The sequence below is a fragment of the Nonomuraea sp. NPDC049028 genome, assembly GCF_043197735.1.
Lineage (GTDB): Bacteria > Actinomycetota > Actinomycetes > Streptosporangiales > Streptosporangiaceae > Nonomuraea.
Genome location: NZ_JBICTR010000001.1, coordinates 1,306,710 through 1,322,843, shown reverse-complemented (window position 1 = coordinate 1,322,843; position 16,134 = coordinate 1,306,710). Strand labels below are relative to the sequence as shown.

Sequence of the window (16,134 nt, the reverse complement as noted above, 5' to 3'; positions counted from 1 at the left end):
TGCTGCGGACGGTAGCCGTAGATCGTAGGGGGACATTCCCGTGAGGCGCGTGCTGGTCGTGATGGCGGTTCTCCTGTTCGTCGGGGGGTTCGCCCAGGCGGGGCAGGCCGAGGACGGTGGTGGGCGGGTCGCGCTCATCGGTGTGCCGGGGCTCCACTGGAACGACATCACCCCGAACGACACGCCCAATCTGTGGCGGCTCGCGGGTGCCAGTGCGATCGGATCGCTGTCCGTACGGACTGTGGGCAGCCTGACCTGCCCCTACGACGGGTGGCTCACCGTGTCGGCGGGCACCAGATCGGCCTCCGGCTACAGCTGCGGCGCGCCGCCGGCGCCGGAGGCGAGCGGCCAGGGCGCCGTCATCCCCGACTACCGCTACCTCATCGACGTGGCGGGCCAGCGCAACGCGGGCACGCTCGGCGAGGCGCTGAAGGCCGCGGGCCAGTGCTCGGTCGCGGTCGGCCCCGGCGCCGCGCTGGCGCTGGCCGACCGGAGCGGCGCGGTGTCCCGCTACCTCGCCTCCCCCGATCAGGTCACGGCCGCCGACCTGACGCAGTGCCGGATGGTCGCGGCCGAGGTCGACGACCTCATCCGCCCCTACCTGGCCTCCGGCAAGCTGCCCCGCGTGCCCGACCAGCTCGGCGCCCCCGAGCGCCGGGCCGCGCTGCGGCAGGCCGACGCGAAGGCGGGCGCGCTGCTGTCGGCCCTGCCCGCCGACGCCACCGTCATCCTGGCCGGCCTGTCCGACCACGGCTCCGTACCGCACCTGCGGGTGGCGATGCTGCGCCAGCCCGGCGCGCAGGGCCGCCTGCTCGGCGCCGCCTCCACGCACCGCGACGACATCTCGATCCTGCCCGACCTGACCGCCACCGCGCTGACCACGGTCGGCGTGCCGGTGCCCGGCACGGTCGTGGGCGTGCCGCTCCAGGTGAGCGCGCAGAGCGCGACGATCGACCGGCTGCGCCGCGCCGACGCCACCGCGCAGACGATCCGCTCGGTCAAGGGCATCTACTTCACGGTCGTCGCCGTGCTGCAGGTCCTGTTCTACCTGATCGCGTTCCTGCTGCTGCGCCGCCGCAAGGGCCTGCCCTGGGTACGCCTGGCCGCGGTCGCCCTGGCCTCGCTGCCCGTCTCCAGCTACCTGGTCAACCTGCTGCCGTGGTCCACCCTCCCGGGCCTGATCGGCGGCGCGCTCGGCTGGACGGCGGCCATCACCCTCCTCGCCTGCGCGGGGCCGTGGCGGCGCAACCCGCTCGGCCCGCTCACGGTCGTGGCGGGCATCACCGCGCTCACGCTCGCCGGCGACCTGCTGACCGGCACGACCCTGCAGCTCAACAGCATCATGGGCTACAGCGCCGAGGTGGGCGCCCGCTACTACGGCCTGGGCAACATCCCGTTCGCGCTGCTGGCCACCGGCACCCTGCTGGCGACCACGACCATCGCCCACCACTTCCCCGGCAAGGTGGGCGTGGCGGCGGTGGCGGTGCTGGGGGCGTTCGCGATGGTGCTCGGCGGCTCGGGCATGGGCAGCGACTTCGGCGGCGTGATCGCGTTCGTCCCGGGCATCGCGGTGACCGCACTGCTCATAGCGGGCAAGCGGGTGTCGATCGTGAAGCTGGGCGCGTTCTGCGTGGCGGGGGCGGTGATCGTGATGACGTTCGCGGTCATCAACTACCTGCAGCCGCCCGACAAGCAGACCCACCTGGGCCGCTTCGTCGGACAGGTGCTCAGCGGCGAGGCCCTCGAGGTCATCCTGCGCAAGCTCAGCGCCATGCTCGCCACGCTGCTCAGCCCCAACCTGATGCCGATCGTGATCGCCGCCACCGCGTTCCTCGTCTACGCGATCCTGCGGCCCGAGCAGGCCTCCGCCGGAGTGGTGCCCGCCGCCTTCACCTACTCCCCCGCGCTGCGCGCCGGGCTGATCGGCACGCTCGTGAGCGGCGTCCTCGGGATGCTGGTCAACGACTCCGGCGCGGCCGTACTGTCGATGGCCCTGGCCCTGGCCATCCCGCTGCTGCTGTCGGCGGGCATCTCCGCGCTGCCGCGGCCGTCAGTCCCAAGCGTCGGCGAGCAGCTCGCGCGTGTCACGAAGTAGCTGCGGCAACACCTTGGTCTGCGCGACGACCGGCATGAAGTTGGTGTCGCCGCCCCACCTCGGCACCACATGCTGGTGCAGGTGGGCGGCGATGCCCGCCCCCGCCACCTGACCGAGGTTCATGCCGACGTTGAACCCCTGGGCCCCGCTCGCCTTGCGCAGCGCGCGCACCGCCCGCTGCGTGAACTCCGCCAGCTCCACCAGCTCGGCGCCATCAAGCAGGTCATAGTCGGGTACGTGCCGATAGGGCACGATCATGAGGTGGCCGGAGTTGTAGGGGTAGAGGTTGAGCACCGCGTACACGACCTCCCCCCTGGCCACGATCAGCCCCTCCTCGTCGCTCATCTTGGGGATGGCGTCGAACGGACACCCGTCGTCGGCGCCCGTCCCCGTCGGCTTGCCCTCGCCCTTGATGTAGGCCATCCGATGCGGGGTCCACAGCCGCTGGAAGTTGTCTGGTGCCCCGGCCCCTGCCTGATCGTGCATATCTAGCAGCATAGGGCCCCAGGTCTTGGGACAAACGGCACAGGCTTCCGGGACAATCCTCAAGACCGCCCAGAGGAGGCCGCGATGACCGACGCATTAGGCGACGACACCACCAACCCGGGCACCACGGGGACGAACAGCACGGGATACGAACCCCCTGCCTACCTCGCCATGGGATATGGCGATACCGGCGCCGGCACCGGCGCCGGCACCACAGAACGAGGCCCCGAACCATACGGTGGCGGCCCGCTCCGCTCCATCGGCCCCAACTCCAGCGTCGACGCGGACTCCGGTTCCGGCTGGAGTACCGGCGTGGGCTCCGGCTCGGATTCCGGCTTGGGGTCCACCTCCGGCTCAGGTTCCGGCTTGGATTCCGGCTCCAGCCTGGGCTCCCACTCCAGCTCCATCTCGGATTCCAGTTCCCGCTCCGGTTCCGGCTCTGGCTTGGGCCCCAGCCCCAGCCCCAGCCCCAGCCCCAGCCCCAGCCCCAGCCCCAGCCCCAGCTTGGACTCCGGCGACGTTGGAGTCCGCTCCATCGGCTCCATCTCTGGTGACGCCGGAGTCCGTGGCACCGGTGCCGACTCCAGCGTCGTCAGCGCCCGGAGCATCGGCAGTGACAGTGGCAGTGGCAGTGGCGGATCTCGCAGAAGCGGCGCCGACTCCAGCCGCGTCGGACTCCGCGGCATCGCCCCCGCCAACCCAGAGCCCAGCCCGGACAGCCCTGGTTTCCCTGACCCTGGTTTCCCTGACCTTGGCGTCTCCGAACTTGGCCCCTCCGGACCAGGCACCGCCGAACTTCGCCACACCAGCCCTGGACCTGCCAGCCCTGGACCCGCAGGGCTCGGACCCAGCAGCCCTGGACACACAGGGCTCGGACCCGCCAGCCCTGGACCCACGGGGCTTGGATCTACCGGGCTCGGATCCGCCGCGACTCCCGCTGCCGGATCCGGCACCGCGCCGTACGGAGAGGCGGCCGCGACGGCGTTCTCTGGGGACCGGCCGACGGCCACCGCGGCCGTGGTGAAGGGGCAGATCAAGGTCGCCGACGAGGTGGTAGAGAAGGTGGCCTATCTCGCGACAATGGAGGTGTCAGGCGTCGCGGACATGGGCGGCGACCTGGCCCGGGCCTTCGAGTCGGTCCGCGACCGCATCGGCATCGGCTCCCAGCGCGGCAACCAGGGCGTGAGCGCACAGATCCAGGACCGCCAGGTGGCGGTGAGCCTGACGATCGTGGTCGAGTACGGCCATGTGGTGATGGAGGTCGCCGCCGCCGTCAAGACCAATGTGGCCCGCAGCGTCAGCCGCATGCTCGGCCTGCGCGTCACCGAGGTGAACGTCACGGTCGACGACGTCCGCCTCCCCGGCGAGCCCAGACCCACCGAAGAGCCCTCGGGATCAGACCCCTTCTGACCAAGATCCCAACCAGCCCACCGCCCCTGGACACGACTCCAGTGCACCCCCCAAGCAGGGCACCCGAACACCGGACCGGTGGAGAGCACCTGAGCACCGGCCCGGTGCAGAACAACGGTCCGGAGCGACGCAGCGGGCCGGCGCGACGCAGGGTAATGGTCCGGTGGCACGTACCGCCCGGATGCGGGTCAGGCCACCGCGTCGGCTAGGCGGTCGATCTGGTCCGGGTCGGAGGCCCAGCAGTAGAGCATCACCTCGTCAGCGCCAATGCCGGTGAACGCCGTGACCACGTCCCGGATCGCGGCGGACGTGGTGAGCAGCCCGGCCAGCATGTGCTCGGGCCGCCCGGTGAAGGCGTAGTAATCGCCCATCTCCTTTCTGGCCTCCGCCAGCACCGTCTCCGGACCGAGGGCGACGTTGACCTGGGCCACCAGGCGGGGACGGCCCTCGCGACCGGCAAGCTCCCATCGCCGCTCCACGTCGCGGAAGGCCATGTCCATCCACTGGGGCCCGAGCCCGGCACCCAGGAAGCCATCACCCCATCGGGCGACCCGCTCGAACACCGCCGGGACGAAGCCACCGAACAACACCTCGGGGCCACCCGGCCGAACAGGCGCGGGCCCGATCGGACCCACGCCATCGCCCTCAGGCCGAACAGGCACAGGACTCACCAAACTCACGCCATCGCCACTACCGACCCCAAACGGCTTGCCGGACCAGGCGCGTCGCAGGGAGGCGAGCTGTTGGTCGAGGCGACGTCCCCGGCGGTGGACGTCGACACCGGCTGCCAGGTAGTCGTCCTCGCGTCCTGCCGTACCGATGCCGAGTGTGAACCGGCCGCCCGAGAGGCGGTCCAGCGTGGCGGCCTGCTTGGCCAGGATCGCGGTGTTGTGCAGGGGCGCGATCAGCACCTCGGTCTGGAGGCGAACACGCGAGGTGGCACCGGCCAGGACGGCGAGGGTGACCAGTGGCTCGGGGTTGTCGTAGACGAGCCGGTCGAGCAGTCCGAGTGCGCTGAAAGGGCCGGCGTCGGCGCGGCGGGCCCAGGTCAGCAGCTGGGCGGGGTCATTGATGGGGAGGCCGAGACCTACGTTCATCGGGAGAACACTCCTTCGAAAGGGCATGCGAACAGATCGCACCGCCCCTCCGGGGTCCTCACACGCGATGTGCGGGCCTTGCTTCCACTCTGCGGCGTATCTCTGGGAAGCGTGATCTTCAGAGTACGGGCAGACTACCGCATTCTCACCGCCCCACAAGTTCTGACAGACCTCATCGACTCCCCCAGAGCACTCCAGACCCCACAGCGCCAGGCCGCAGTACGCAAGAAGGGGTACGGCGAACTCCCGCCGTACCCCTTCTTAGACGCTGGAAAGTCAGACCTGGATGCGACGCTCCACAGCGTCGACGATCTCGGCGATCGCCTCCTCCACGGGCACGCCGTTCTTCTGCTCGCCACTGCGGTAGCGGAACGAGACCGCCCCGTTGGCGATGTCGTCGTCACCGGCCAGCAGCATGAACGGGACCTTCGACTTCTGGGCGTTGCGGATCTTCTTCTGCATCCGGTCGTCGGCCGTGTCGACCTCGATCCTGATGCCGCGCTCGCGCAGCTTCTTGGCCACGTCCTGCAGGTAGGGGATGTGCGCGTCGGCGATCGGGATGCCGGCGACCTGCACGGGGGCCAGCCACGGAGGGAAGGCGCCCGCGTAGTGCTCGACCATCACGCCGAAGAAGCGCTCGATCGACCCGAAGAGCGCCCGGTGGATCATGACGGGCTGCTTGCGGGTGCCGTCGGCCGCCTGGTATTCGAGCTCGAACAGCTCGGGCAGGTTGAAGTCGAGCTGGATCGTCGACATCTGCCAGGTGCGGCCGATGGCGTCACGTACCTGCACGGAGATCTTCGGTCCGTAGAAGGCCGCGCCGCCCGGGTCGAGCACCAGGTCCAGGTGCTCGGACTCGGCGACCTCGCGCAGCGTCTCGGTCGCCTCCTCCCACGCGTCGTCGGAGCCGACGAACTTCTCCGGGTCCTTGGTGGACAGCTCCAGGTAGAAGTCGTCGAGGCCGTAGTCGCGCAGCAGATCGAGGACGAAGCGCAGCAGCGAGGCCAGCTCGTCGCGCATCTCCTCGCGGGTGCAGTAGATGTGGGCGTCGTCCTGCGTCAGGCCGCGCACCCGGGTCAGGCCGTGGACGACGCCTGACTTCTCGTAGCGGTAGACGGTGCCGAACTCGAACAGCCGCAGCGGCAGCTCGCGGTAGGACCGCCCCCGCGCACGGAAGATCAGGTTGTGCATCGGGCAGTTCATCGGCTTGAGGTAATAGCGCGCGCCCTCGAGCTCCATGGGCGGGAACATCCCGTCGCGATACCAGTCGAGGTGACCCGAGACCTGGTACAGCTTCTCCTTGGTGATGTGCGGCGTGTTGACGAACTCGTAGCCCGCCTCCTCGTGCTTGCGCCGCGAATAGTCCTCCATCACCCGGCGGATCACGCCGCCCTTGGGGTGGAAGACCGCCAGCCCGGAGCCCAGCTCGTCGGGGAAGGAGAACAGGTCGAGCTCGGCGCCCAGCTTGCGGTGGTCGCGCTTCTCGGCCTCCTCCAGCATCTTGAGGTAGTCGTCCTGCTTGTCGCGCGACTCCCACGCGGTGCCGTAGATGCGCTGGAGCTGCGGGTTCTTCTCGCTGCCCCGCCAGTAGGCGCCGCCGGAGCGCATGAGCTTGAAGGCCGGGATGGACCTGGTGGACGGCACGTGCGGGCCGCGACAGAGGTCCTTCCAGCACAGCTCGCCGGTCTTCGGGTCGAGGTTGTCGTAGATGGTCAGCTGACCCGTGCCGACCTCGACGCTCTCCTCCTCGAGCGAGCCGCCCTTGAGCCCGATGAGCTCGAGTTTGTACGGCTCCCCGGCCAGCTCCTCGCGGGCCTCGTCGTCGGAGACGGCCCGGCGGGAGAACAGCTGCCCCTGCTTGACGATCTCGCGCATGCGCTTCTCGACGCGCTTGAGATCATCGGGGTGGAACGCCTGCTCGACGTCGAAGTCGTAGTAGAAGCCGTTTTCGACGGGCGGCCCGATGCCCAGCTTGGCCCCGGGGAACAGCTCCTGCACCGCCTGCGCCATGACGTGGGCGGTGGAGTGGCGGACGATGGCCCGGCCCTCGTCGCTGGAGACCTCGATGGGCTCGACGACGTCGCCATCCGCGACCTGGTGGGCCAGGTCGCGGGCCTCGCCGTTGACCCTGGCCGCGATGACGGTGCGGCCGTCGGCCTCCAGCGCGTCACCGGCCGTCGTGCCGGCCGCGACCACACGCTCGGCTCCGGCGAGGGTGATGCGTAGCTCGGCTGACACGGTGACTCCCTTGGATAGCAGTGTTGGTGGTAAGCACCGATGCTATCGCGGGTGAAACCCCAGCCTTGTCAGGTCTTCCCGGCTCCCGCGGAAGACGTTGCGATCCAGCGGGCTGTTGGCGTATTGGTGAATCGTCCACTCGCCCCAGGGACCGGGCACCAGCGGCTCGCCGCAGGGTTTCTCCGGGTTGGCGATCCACAGCGGATACTCACCGAGCCCCGCGCAGTGACCTCCGCGGGCGAACCACGGGAAGGTGTAGACGAACGGGCGCACGCCGCCGTGCCGCTCGACGTAGCGGCACCAGCGGCGGGCATATTGGGCGACCTGCTCGGGCCGGATCCCGTCGTTGCTCTCCAGGTCGAGCGCGACCAGGTCACCGCGGCGAAAGCCGCCCGCCGCCCCCACCGCGTTCAGGAAGTGGCGGGCCTGCTCATCGGGGTCGCCCTTCGGGCGGGCGTAGTGGTAGGCGCCGCAGACGATCCAGCTCTCCCGCATGCCCTGCCAGTTGCGGGCGAAGTACGCGTCGGTGTAGTCGCCGCCCTCGGTGGCCTTGGCGAAGGCGAACGCTACCCCGGCTCCCGCGTGGCCGGTCCAGTCGACGGAACCTTGCCAGTTGGACACGTCTATGCCATGCAGCAAGCGCTTCACCTTGCGGGAGTTTATTCGGATGCCTCCCGGTCACCCCACCGACGCGCCGGTCAGGGCTGATCAGAGCCGGTCAGAGAAGTGTCTTGAGGAATGCCCTGGTGCGTTCCCGATGGGCGAACTCGGAGGCCACGAACTCCGTCACCCCGGCCTTGGCCAGCCCGTCGAGCTGGGCGCGCACGGTGTCCTCGTCGCCGACGATCGCCACGTCACCGGGGTCGGCCGCGCCCTCCCGGTCGAGCATGGCCCGGTAGGAGGGCAGCTGGCCGTAGATGGCGAAGATCTCGTTGGCGCGGGCTCTGGTGGCCTCGACGTCGTCGGTGACGCTGATCGGCAGCGAGCAGACCACGCGCGGCGCGGGCCGCCCGGCTTCGCTCGCGGCGGCGGTGATGGTGGGCGCGACGTGCTCGGCGACCGTCTTGGGGCCGGTCATCCAGAGCACGGTGCCGTCGGCGACGGTGCCGGCCAGCTTGAGCATGCGCGGGCCCAGGGCCGCGATCAGCACCCGCAGCCCCGCTCCCGGCGTGGTGAGCCGGGCGTGGGCTTTGAGGGTCTCGCCGTCGTAGTCGACCTGCTCGCCGCGCGTGGCCGGCATCAGGATCTCCAGGTATTCCTTCATGTGCCTGCCCGGCCGCTCGAAGCTGTAGCCGAACATGTTCTCGATGACCATCTGGTGCGACAGGCCGATGCCGAGCGACAGCCGCCCGCGTACCGCCGCGTTGACCGTCATGGCCTGCTGGGCGAGCGCGAGGGGGTGACGCGGGAAGGTCGGCACCACGGCGGTGCCGAGCTCGATGCCGGGCACCTGGCTGCCCGCCACGGCCAGCGTGGTGAGGGCGTCGAGGCCGAAGATGTGCGAGAGCCAGGCGGAGGCGAAGCCCTCGTCGGCGGCCTTGGCGAGCTTGTCGCGGAGCCCGCCCAGCGGGTCCGGATCCTGAGATTCGTTCAGGAGCAGTCCGATACGCATGGCAACAGAACTCCATTCTAGTGACTGACGCGAGTCTAGCCGACCCTCTCTGAGCGGCCACTCGTAAAGTGGCCTCATGACCCACGAACGCGCCGGACAGCCCGCCCAACCCGCCGACCTGGTCGACGTGGCCAAGCTGGTCACCGCCTACTACGCCCTCCACCCCAATCCCGACGAGGTGGCGCAACGGGTGGCGTTCGGCACCTCCGGGCATCGTGGCTCGTCGCTGAACACCGCGTTCAACGAGGATCACATCCTCGCCACCAGCCAGGCGATCTGCGAGTACCGCCACGCCCAGGGCACGGACGGGCCGCTGTTCCTCGGCGTCGACAGCCACGCGCTCTCGGAGCCCGCGCGGGTGTCGGCGCTGGAGGTGTTCGCGGCCAACGGGGTACGGGTCCTCATCGACAGCCGCGACGGCTACACGCCGACGCCCGCCGTCTCGCACGCGATCCTCACCTACAACCGCGGCCGCTCCACTGGACTGGCGGACGGGGTGGTGATCACGCCGTCGCACAACCCGCCGCCCGACGGCGGCTTCAAGTACAACCCGCCGCACGGCGGCCCGGCCGACACCGACGCCACGACCTGGATCCAGGACCGGGCCAACCGCCTGCTGGCCGGGGGCATGAAGAACATCCTCCGCGTTCCGTACACGAAGGCCCTGCGGGCGGACACGACCGGGCGCTACGACTTCGTCGGCGCCTACGTCGGCGACCTGCCCTCGGTCCTCGACCTCGACGCGATCAGGTCGGCGGGGGTACGCATCGGCGCGGACCCCCTCGGCGGGGCCAGCGTCGCCTACTGGGGGGAGATCGCCGAGCGGCATCGGCTGGACCTGACCGTGGTCAACCCGCTGGTGGATCCGACCTGGCGGTTCATGACGCTCGACTGGGACGGCAAGATCCGGATGGACTGCTCGTCGCCGTACGCCATGGCCTCGCTCATCGCCAGCAGCGGCGAGTACCAGATCTCCACCGGCAACGACGCCGACGCCGACCGGCACGGCATCGTCACGCCCGACGGCGGGCTGATGAACCCCAACCACTACCTGGCCGTGGCCATCTCCTACCTCTACGCGCACCGCGACGGCTGGCCCGCGGGCGCCGGGGTGGGCAAGACGATGGTCAGCAGCAGCGTCATCGACCGCGTGGCGGAGTCGCTCGGGCGGCGGCTCTACGAGGTGCCTGTGGGCTTCAAGTGGTTCGTGCCGGGGCTGCTGGACGGCTCGCTCGGGTTCGGCGGCGAGGAGAGCGCCGGGGCCTCGTTCCTGCGCCGCGACGGGTCGGTGTGGACGACGGACAAGGACGGCGTGATCATGGCGCTGCTGGCGTCGGAGATCCTCGCGGTCACGGGGCGCTCGCCGAGCGAGCACTACAAGGAGCTCACCTCCCGGTACGGCGAGCCGGCGTACGCCCGGGTGGACGCGCCCGCGACGCGGGAGGAGAAGGCGGTGCTCGGCAAGCTGTCGGCCGACCAGGTCACGGCGACGTCGCTGGCCGGCGAGCCCATCACCTCGGTGCTGACGGCGGCGCCCGGCAACGGGGCGGCGCTGGGCGGGGTGAAGGTGTCGACCGAGAGCGCCTGGTTCGCGGCCCGGCCGTCGGGGACCGAGGACGTGTACAAGATCTACGCCGAGTCCTTCCAGGGACCCGAGCACCTGGCCGAGGTCCAGAAGGAGGCCCGCTCCCTGGTCTCGGCCACCCTGGGCTGAGGCCCCGACCGCCGCACGCCCGGCCTCCAACAGAGACCGGGCGTGCGGCGGGCAGGCAGGACGGGTGGCCAGGGCTGAGGCCGGGCCGGGGCTGGGGTCAGGCGGGGCTGGGGTCAGGTCAGTTCGCGGCCGGGCCGGCTGTCCACGCGGGTGCGGCCCAGGTCGGCGCGGCGGCCCGCCTCGACGCCGGCGCGGTAGCCGGTGCCGCTGGTGCGCGGCACGCTGAGCCGGATGCGCGGGTAGTGCGCGGCCACCACCCGCTCCACCTCCGCCCGCCGGTCGGCCAGCACGAGCGCGGTGCTCGCGGCGGGGGCCCGCTCCTCGGCCCGCGTCTCGGCCTCGCGCAGCAGCCGGTACACCTCGTCGGTGAACCCGAGCAGCCACGATCGCCGGTAGGCGCGGATCGCGGTGTCGGGCGGCCGTACCCGGGCCAGTCCCGTGGCCATCTGCAGCAGCAGCGAGGTGGCCAGTACGTCGGCGCGTTCGAGGTCGGCGGCGAAGCCGAAGACGTGCACCCGCTGCCCGCCGTCGCCGCGCCCGATGAGCAGCGGCCGGCAGCGCAGGGCCTGCGCGACCAGGCTGACGAGCCGCGCCTTCTCCCGGGCCCACGGGTTGGGCAGGGTGACGATCCGGTCGCCCGGCGCCTGGCGGGTGTCGGCGGGGTCGAGGGAGTCGATGCCGTACTTGGCCATGAGCGACGCCGCCGCCGCCATGAACGTGGCCCGCTCATGCTCGTTGTCGGTACGTTCGGCCTTGGCCAGGAGCTTTCTGACCCGTTCGAGCGTGCGCTCCCTCAACCGGCCCCCCGGGCTCAGGACTTGGTGGTCAGCATCCGCCCGTCGTCGGCGATGGCCGGGAAGGCGCCGGTGTCCACGATGCCGTGCTGCTGGTACAGAGCCTCGATGAGCGCGTGCGCCTCGGGCTCCAGCTTCCACAGGGCACGATACTGGCGGGCGGCGGGCAGTGAGAGGCCGATCTCCTGCGCGATGTCGATCGTGCGCGGCACGATGCCCTTGGCGATCTGCCTGTCCCAGTAGTCGCGGGCGGAGCGCATCAGCGCGGCCCGCTGGGCGGTGTCGACGACCTGCGGCGTGGTGTCGAACACCTGGACGTCCTCGTCGTCGTCCTGGACGAGCTCGACCAGCGCGGGCGGCAGGGCGGGGCGGGCCGGCACGGGGTGGTGGTCGGCCTCCGGCTCCCAGGGCACGCGCGGGTCGGCGTCGATGAGGGCGGAGGTGTTGTACAGGGCGGCGATCTGGGCGAGCAGCGCCTCCTGGCGGCCCTGGTCGACGGCCAGCCCGGTGTGCTCGACGGCCTGGTCCATGGCCTTGTCGAGCTTGGCCAGCGCGCCGCGCATCTTGCGCTCGGACGCGCCGCCCTCGCGCAGCGACTTGGCCCGCTTGGCGGCCAGCGCGACGCGGGTGAGCCTGCGGTGCGCGTCGACCTCGCTCGCGGTGCGGTCGCTCACTTCGGCCAGGCCCACCCTGACCAGCAGCCGTTCGGGGGTGAGGCGCCAGTTGATACGGCCGGTGCCCCTGATGCGGTGCCGCTCGATGGCCATGCCGCGCTCCCACAGCCAGGCGGCGACCAGCGGCGCGGCGAGGCGGAAGACGGCCTCGGGCAGGCTGCGCGCGTCCATGCTGGACAGTACGGCGGTCAGGCAGGTCAGCGCCCACACGGCGATGCCGTCGATCCCGGCGGAGAAGTTCTCGCGCATGTTGCGGCGCGCCCGTACGGCCGAGGTGATGATCGCGACCTCGATGAACGCGAACAGCAGCAGCCGCAGCGGCCCGTCGAGGCCGAGCACGTCACCGGAGAAGCGCCACATGCCCTGGGCGGAGACACCGGTGGCGATGGAGGCGGCCACGACGGTCAGGACGTCCTCGATGGGACGTGGGGCGATATAGCGCGAGACGACCCAGGCGAGGGCCCGCCAGGCGACCCTGAGTATCAGGTAGGCGAGCACCAGCCCGGCCAGGCCCAGCAGCGCTATGACCGCGGTGGCGAACGGCTTGTCGGCGACGAAGGCAGCTATTTCCTCGAATGTGGTGGGCATCAGTCACTATCCGTGAGGCTCAAACTCCGCTTATAGCGAGATCATCGCAGAATGTGGCGTACCTGTACGCCAAACGGCCTCTGCCGCCCCGCTTTGCCCACGTTTACCACAATCCTCCCCCGGCACAGGAGACCTCGCGTTCATGGAGGTCGTGACGCAGAATGGAGCCGGTCGGCCTAGGAGGCTTCGTGAGCAAGCGATCGCGCAGACGCCGTGCTCTCCCCAGTGGGGCTCCGAGCTGGCTACCCGGGTTCGGTCCGGGTGAGCCGCACGGCCCCGACGACGAGGATTTTCCGTTCGACGAACCTGGCGGAGGAGAAGGCGGGGTGCGCGAGCCACGCCGGCCCAAACCGGCGCCGCCGTCGCTGATGGCGGAGGCCCTGCTGCCCGAGCCTCCGGTGCGGGCGCGCGACCGGTCGATCCCATCCCCCGACGAGGTCACGAGCATGCCGGCGCTCGGCTGAGCCTGGCCGGATCGCGTCCTGCGGATGGGACCATCTATGTAGGGATTTATCCCAACAAAGTGTGATGTATCCCAGCAGGACGGATTTCGATGTCAGACTCAGAGTTCCCGCTCGTCCAGTTCATGCGCGAGGGCTTCGACCCGGTGGCCGAGCTCGGCCGCATCCGCACCGAGCAGCCGGTGTTCCCGATGTCGATCCCGGGAGACCAGACGGTCTATCTGGTCACCCGCTACGACGACGTGCGCAGCGTGCTCGCCGACCATGAACGGTTCAGCAACGACTTCGGCAACGTGATCGGTCTGGGCACCAACCAGGAGGATCCGGGCGGCCTCGGCTTCCGCGACCCGCCTGAGCACACCAGACTGCGCAAGTACCTGACGCCGGAGTTCACCATGCACCGCCTGCGCAGGCTGGTGCCGCGCATCGAGGCCCTGGTCGAGGAGTGCCTGGACCGGATGGCGGCCAACGGGTCGCCCGCTGATCTGGTGGAGGCGTTCGCGCTGCCGATCCCCTCTCTGGTCGTGTGCGAACTGCTGGGTGTGCCGTACGAGGAACGGTCCGAATTCCTGAAGATCAGCACGAACCGCTTCGACCTCACCGCCGGGCCCGAGGCGTCCCTCCAGGCGATCAACGACGCGATGGCGTACCTGACGGACCTGGTCGCCCGCGAACGGCTGAACCCCGGCGAGGGCCTGCTCGGGGAGTTGCTGCGCGAGCACGGCGACGACCTCGACGACCGGACGCTGGCCAGCATGGCCGACGGCCTGCTCACCGGCGGCCACGACACCAGCACGAGCATGCTCGCGCTGGGCACGCTCTGGCTGCTGGAGAACCCCGAGCAGGCCGCCCGGGTACGCGAGGACGACCGCTACGCCGAGCAGATGGTCGAGGAGCTGCTGCGCTACATGACCGTGGTGCAGGTGGCCTTCCCCCGCTTCGCCCGCGAGGACCTGGAGCTGTTCGGCCACTCGATCAAGAAGGGCGAGATGGTGCTCTGCTCGCTCACGGCGGCCAACCGCGACCCCCACCTCGGCGAGGGGATCGAGGAGGTCCGGCCGGAGCGCCCGACGGCGGGCTCGCACCTGGCCTTCGGGCACGGCATCCACCGCTGCGTCGGGGCGCCCCTGGCGCAGATGGAGATGCGGATCGCCTTCCCCGCGCTGCTGCGGCGTTTCCCGGGGCTCCGGGTGGCGGGTGAGGTGCCGTTCAGAAAGCTCGCCATCGTCTATGGCGTGGAGAAGCTACCCGTAGCGTGGTAGAGCGGTTACGTTCACAGAGTGAACGAGCCCGTCATCGACCTGGCCGCGATCAGTGCCGTCGTGTTCGACACCGACGGCGTGGTCACCGACACCGCTCGGGGGCACGCGGCCGCCTGGAAGCACGTCTTCGACGCGTTCCTGCGCGGCCGCTCGGCGCCTTTCGACATCCGCGACGACTACCTGCGGCATGTCGACGGCCGTCCGCGTCTGGACGGCGTCCGCACCTTCCTCGCCTCACGCGGCATCACACTGCCGGAGGGCGCCCCCGACGACGAGGCGGGGGCGCTCACCGTGCACGGCCTGGGCCTGGCCAAGGACCGGCTGTTCATGTCGCAAGTCGACAAGTACGGGGTGGCCGCCTTCCCCTCGACCGTGGCGCTGCTGCACGAGCTGCGCCAGCGGGGCGCGCGCACGGCGGCCGTCTCCGCCAGCCTGCACGGCCGCCGGCTGGTCGGCTCGGCGGGTGTGCTGCACCTGTTCGACGTGCTGGTCGACGGCAACGACGCGGCCCTGATGAACCTGCCGGGCAAGCCGGACCCCGCGCTGTTCCTGGAGGCGGTGCGCCGTCTGGCGCTGCCAGCGCCCAAGGCGGCCCTGGTGGAGGCCACCCTGCTGGGGATCGAGGCGGGCCGCAAGGGCGGCTTCGGGCTCGTCGTCGCCGTCGACCGGCACGGCGAGACCACCGAGCTGAGCGCGCAGGGCGCCGACGTGGTGGTGAAGGACCTCGCCGAGCTGGCCGTGCGCGGCAGGGTCCTACCCTTTACTTCGTGACGGTGCTCATCGATCCCCCCGCCTGGCCGGGGCCGCGCGGCCTCATGTGGTCGCATCTGGTCAGCGACAGCTCCCTGGAGGAGCTGCACGCCTTCGCGCTCCGGCTCGGCGTGCCGGAGCGGGCCTTCGACCGGGACCACTACGACGTGCCGGAGACCGTGCACGCCCGTGCCGTGGAGCTGGGCGCGGAGGCGGTCAGCTCGCGCGAGCTACTGCGCCGCCTCATCGCCGGCGGCCTGCGCCGCCGCAAGCGCCACTAGCTCGGCGCTCATGTTGGCCCGTGCGCGCGCCTCCCACAGCGCGTACGCCTCGTCCGTGCGATAGAGCCGGGGTACGGCCAGGAGCCTGCGCAGGACCGCGGCCCGCCCCTGGCGGAAGAGCTCGTCGGGCACGTGCGCGTACTCCTGACGGATCCGCGTCGTGTAGGGCTCGTAGTCCGGACCGCCCAGGACCGCCAGGTCGGCGTCGCACAGGACGGCGCCGTCGCGGTCGCCCTCGGCCAGCGTGTCGTGCGCGGCCGTCAGCCGCACCAGCCTGGCCACCTCGGCGACCCGGTCGGCGGGCACCCCGCAGCGGGGCAGCCGCGCCTGGGCCAGCTGAGCGCTGCGCTCCTCGTCCCAGCCCGGCCGCCCGTCGTAGACGGCGTCGTGGAACCAGGCGGCCAGCCGTACCGCGACGGGGTCGGCGGCGGCGTCGGCGAGCCGGTCGATGGCGGCGAGCACGGCGGCGAGATGGGCGAGCGTGTGGTAGCGGCGGTGCGGCTCGGCCCAGCGGGCGACCAGCTCCGCGCCGGTGGCCCTGGCCGCCGCGGAGTCCGCCACCAGGGTGAGCCAGTCCTCGCGCATGGAGACCACCGTAGATCACCCCATCCGGCTACTCGCGAGCGCGGTGCCGCGCGGGAGGCCGGCGAGCGGGGGCGCGCACTCATTGGG

Annotated in this window: 16 protein-coding genes; 7 read left to right on the top strand and 9 right to left on the bottom strand. The window is 70.9% G+C overall.

Annotated elements, in window-relative coordinates:
• Positions 1-40: 40 nt before the first annotated feature.
• On the top strand, positions 41-2,095 hold the full coding sequence (locus ACGFJ2_RS05950) for a hypothetical protein (RefSeq protein ID WP_357955602.1): 2,055 nt from the start codon (positions 41-43) through the stop codon (positions 2,093-2,095).
• Here the strand turns inward: ACGFJ2_RS05950 and ACGFJ2_RS05945 are convergent.
• Positions 2,051-2,581 (bottom strand): HIT domain-containing protein, encoded by a 531-nt coding sequence (locus ACGFJ2_RS05945; protein ID WP_308016238.1) that lies wholly within the window; start codon positions 2,579-2,581, stop codon positions 2,051-2,053. The two genes, ACGFJ2_RS05950 and ACGFJ2_RS05945, sit on opposite strands and share 45 nt — an antisense overlap.
• A 161-nt stretch (positions 2,582-2,742) precedes the next feature.
• Positions 2,743-3,117 (bottom strand): hypothetical protein, encoded by a 375-nt coding sequence (locus tag ACGFJ2_RS05940; protein ID WP_393465132.1) that lies wholly within the window; start codon positions 3,115-3,117, stop codon positions 2,743-2,745.
• A gap of 484 nt (positions 3,118-3,601) precedes the next feature.
• On the opposite strand from ACGFJ2_RS05940, the gene ACGFJ2_RS05935 reads away from it, so the two are divergent.
• A complete protein-coding gene (locus ACGFJ2_RS05935; RefSeq protein WP_357955607.1) occupies positions 3,602-3,991 on the top strand; it encodes an Asp23/Gls24 family envelope stress response protein in 390 nt (129 codons plus the stop codon).
• A 188-nt stretch (positions 3,992-4,179) separates the two neighbouring features.
• Here ACGFJ2_RS05935 and ACGFJ2_RS05930 read toward each other — a convergent pair whose 3' ends face one another.
• The 4 genes from ACGFJ2_RS05930 to ACGFJ2_RS05915 form a co-directional block, all read right to left on the bottom strand.
• A complete protein-coding gene (locus ACGFJ2_RS05930) occupies positions 4,180-5,088 on the bottom strand; it encodes an LLM class flavin-dependent oxidoreductase (RefSeq protein ID WP_393465129.1) in 909 nt (302 codons plus the stop codon).
• A gap of 276 nt (positions 5,089-5,364) precedes the next feature.
• The gene (gene thrS, locus ACGFJ2_RS05925) at positions 5,365-7,326 is read right to left on the bottom strand and encodes a threonine--tRNA ligase (protein WP_393465126.1); all 1,962 of its coding nucleotides are present in this window, start codon (positions 7,324-7,326) and stop codon (positions 5,365-5,367) included.
• Between the two features lie 42 nt (positions 7,327-7,368).
• Complete coding sequence (locus tag ACGFJ2_RS05920) at positions 7,369-7,974, bottom strand: glycoside hydrolase family 25 protein (protein WP_393465123.1); 606 nt, start codon at positions 7,972-7,974, stop codon at positions 7,369-7,371.
• 70 nt (positions 7,975-8,044) lie between these two features.
• Positions 8,045-8,938, bottom strand: a complete 894-nt coding sequence (locus ACGFJ2_RS05915) for an LLM class F420-dependent oxidoreductase (protein WP_357955613.1) — start codon at positions 8,936-8,938, stop codon at positions 8,045-8,047.
• 76 nt (positions 8,939-9,014) lie between these two features.
• Here ACGFJ2_RS05915 and pgm point away from each other — a divergent pair, with 76 nt between their 5' ends.
• Entirely contained in the window at positions 9,015-10,652 is a 1,638-nt protein-coding gene (pgm, locus tag ACGFJ2_RS05910; RefSeq protein WP_357955615.1) for a phosphoglucomutase (alpha-D-glucose-1,6-bisphosphate-dependent), read from the top strand.
• A 113-nt stretch (positions 10,653-10,765) separates the two neighbouring features.
• Here pgm and ACGFJ2_RS05905 read toward each other — a convergent pair whose 3' ends face one another.
• On the bottom strand, positions 10,766-11,449 hold the full coding sequence (locus ACGFJ2_RS05905) for a DUF2786 domain-containing protein (protein ID WP_357955617.1): 684 nt from the start codon (positions 11,447-11,449) through the stop codon (positions 10,766-10,768).
• A gap of 14 nt (positions 11,450-11,463) precedes the next feature.
• The gene (locus ACGFJ2_RS05900) at positions 11,464-12,708 is read right to left on the bottom strand and encodes a hypothetical protein (RefSeq protein WP_357955619.1); all 1,245 of its coding nucleotides are present in this window, start codon (positions 12,706-12,708) and stop codon (positions 11,464-11,466) included.
• A gap of 188 nt (positions 12,709-12,896) precedes the next feature.
• Here ACGFJ2_RS05900 and ACGFJ2_RS05895 point away from each other — a divergent pair, with 188 nt between their 5' ends.
• The 4 genes from ACGFJ2_RS05895 (at position 12,897) to ACGFJ2_RS05880 (ending at position 15,462) form a co-directional block, all read left to right on the top strand.
• A complete protein-coding gene (locus ACGFJ2_RS05895) occupies positions 12,897-13,172 on the top strand; it encodes a hypothetical protein (RefSeq protein WP_357955621.1) in 276 nt (91 codons plus the stop codon).
• An 89-nt stretch (positions 13,173-13,261) separates the two neighbouring features.
• The gene (locus tag ACGFJ2_RS05890; protein WP_357955624.1) at positions 13,262-14,431 is read left to right on the top strand and encodes a cytochrome P450; all 1,170 of its coding nucleotides are present in this window, start codon (positions 13,262-13,264) and stop codon (positions 14,429-14,431) included.
• A gap of 18 nt (positions 14,432-14,449) precedes the next feature.
• On the top strand, positions 14,450-15,202 hold the full coding sequence (locus tag ACGFJ2_RS05885; RefSeq protein WP_393465116.1) for an HAD family hydrolase: 753 nt from the start codon (positions 14,450-14,452) through the stop codon (positions 15,200-15,202).
• Entirely contained in the window at positions 15,199-15,462 is a 264-nt protein-coding gene (locus ACGFJ2_RS05880) for a DUF4031 domain-containing protein (protein WP_357955629.1), read from the top strand. The genes ACGFJ2_RS05885 and ACGFJ2_RS05880 overlap by 4 nt, the downstream gene beginning before the upstream one ends.
• On the opposite strand, the gene ACGFJ2_RS05875 is transcribed toward ACGFJ2_RS05880, so the two are convergent.
• Positions 15,412-16,047, bottom strand: a complete 636-nt coding sequence (locus ACGFJ2_RS05875) for a metal-dependent phosphohydrolase (RefSeq protein ID WP_393465113.1) — start codon at positions 16,045-16,047, stop codon at positions 15,412-15,414. The genes ACGFJ2_RS05880 and ACGFJ2_RS05875 overlap by 51 nt on opposite strands.
• Positions 16,048-16,134: the final 87 nt, after the last annotated feature.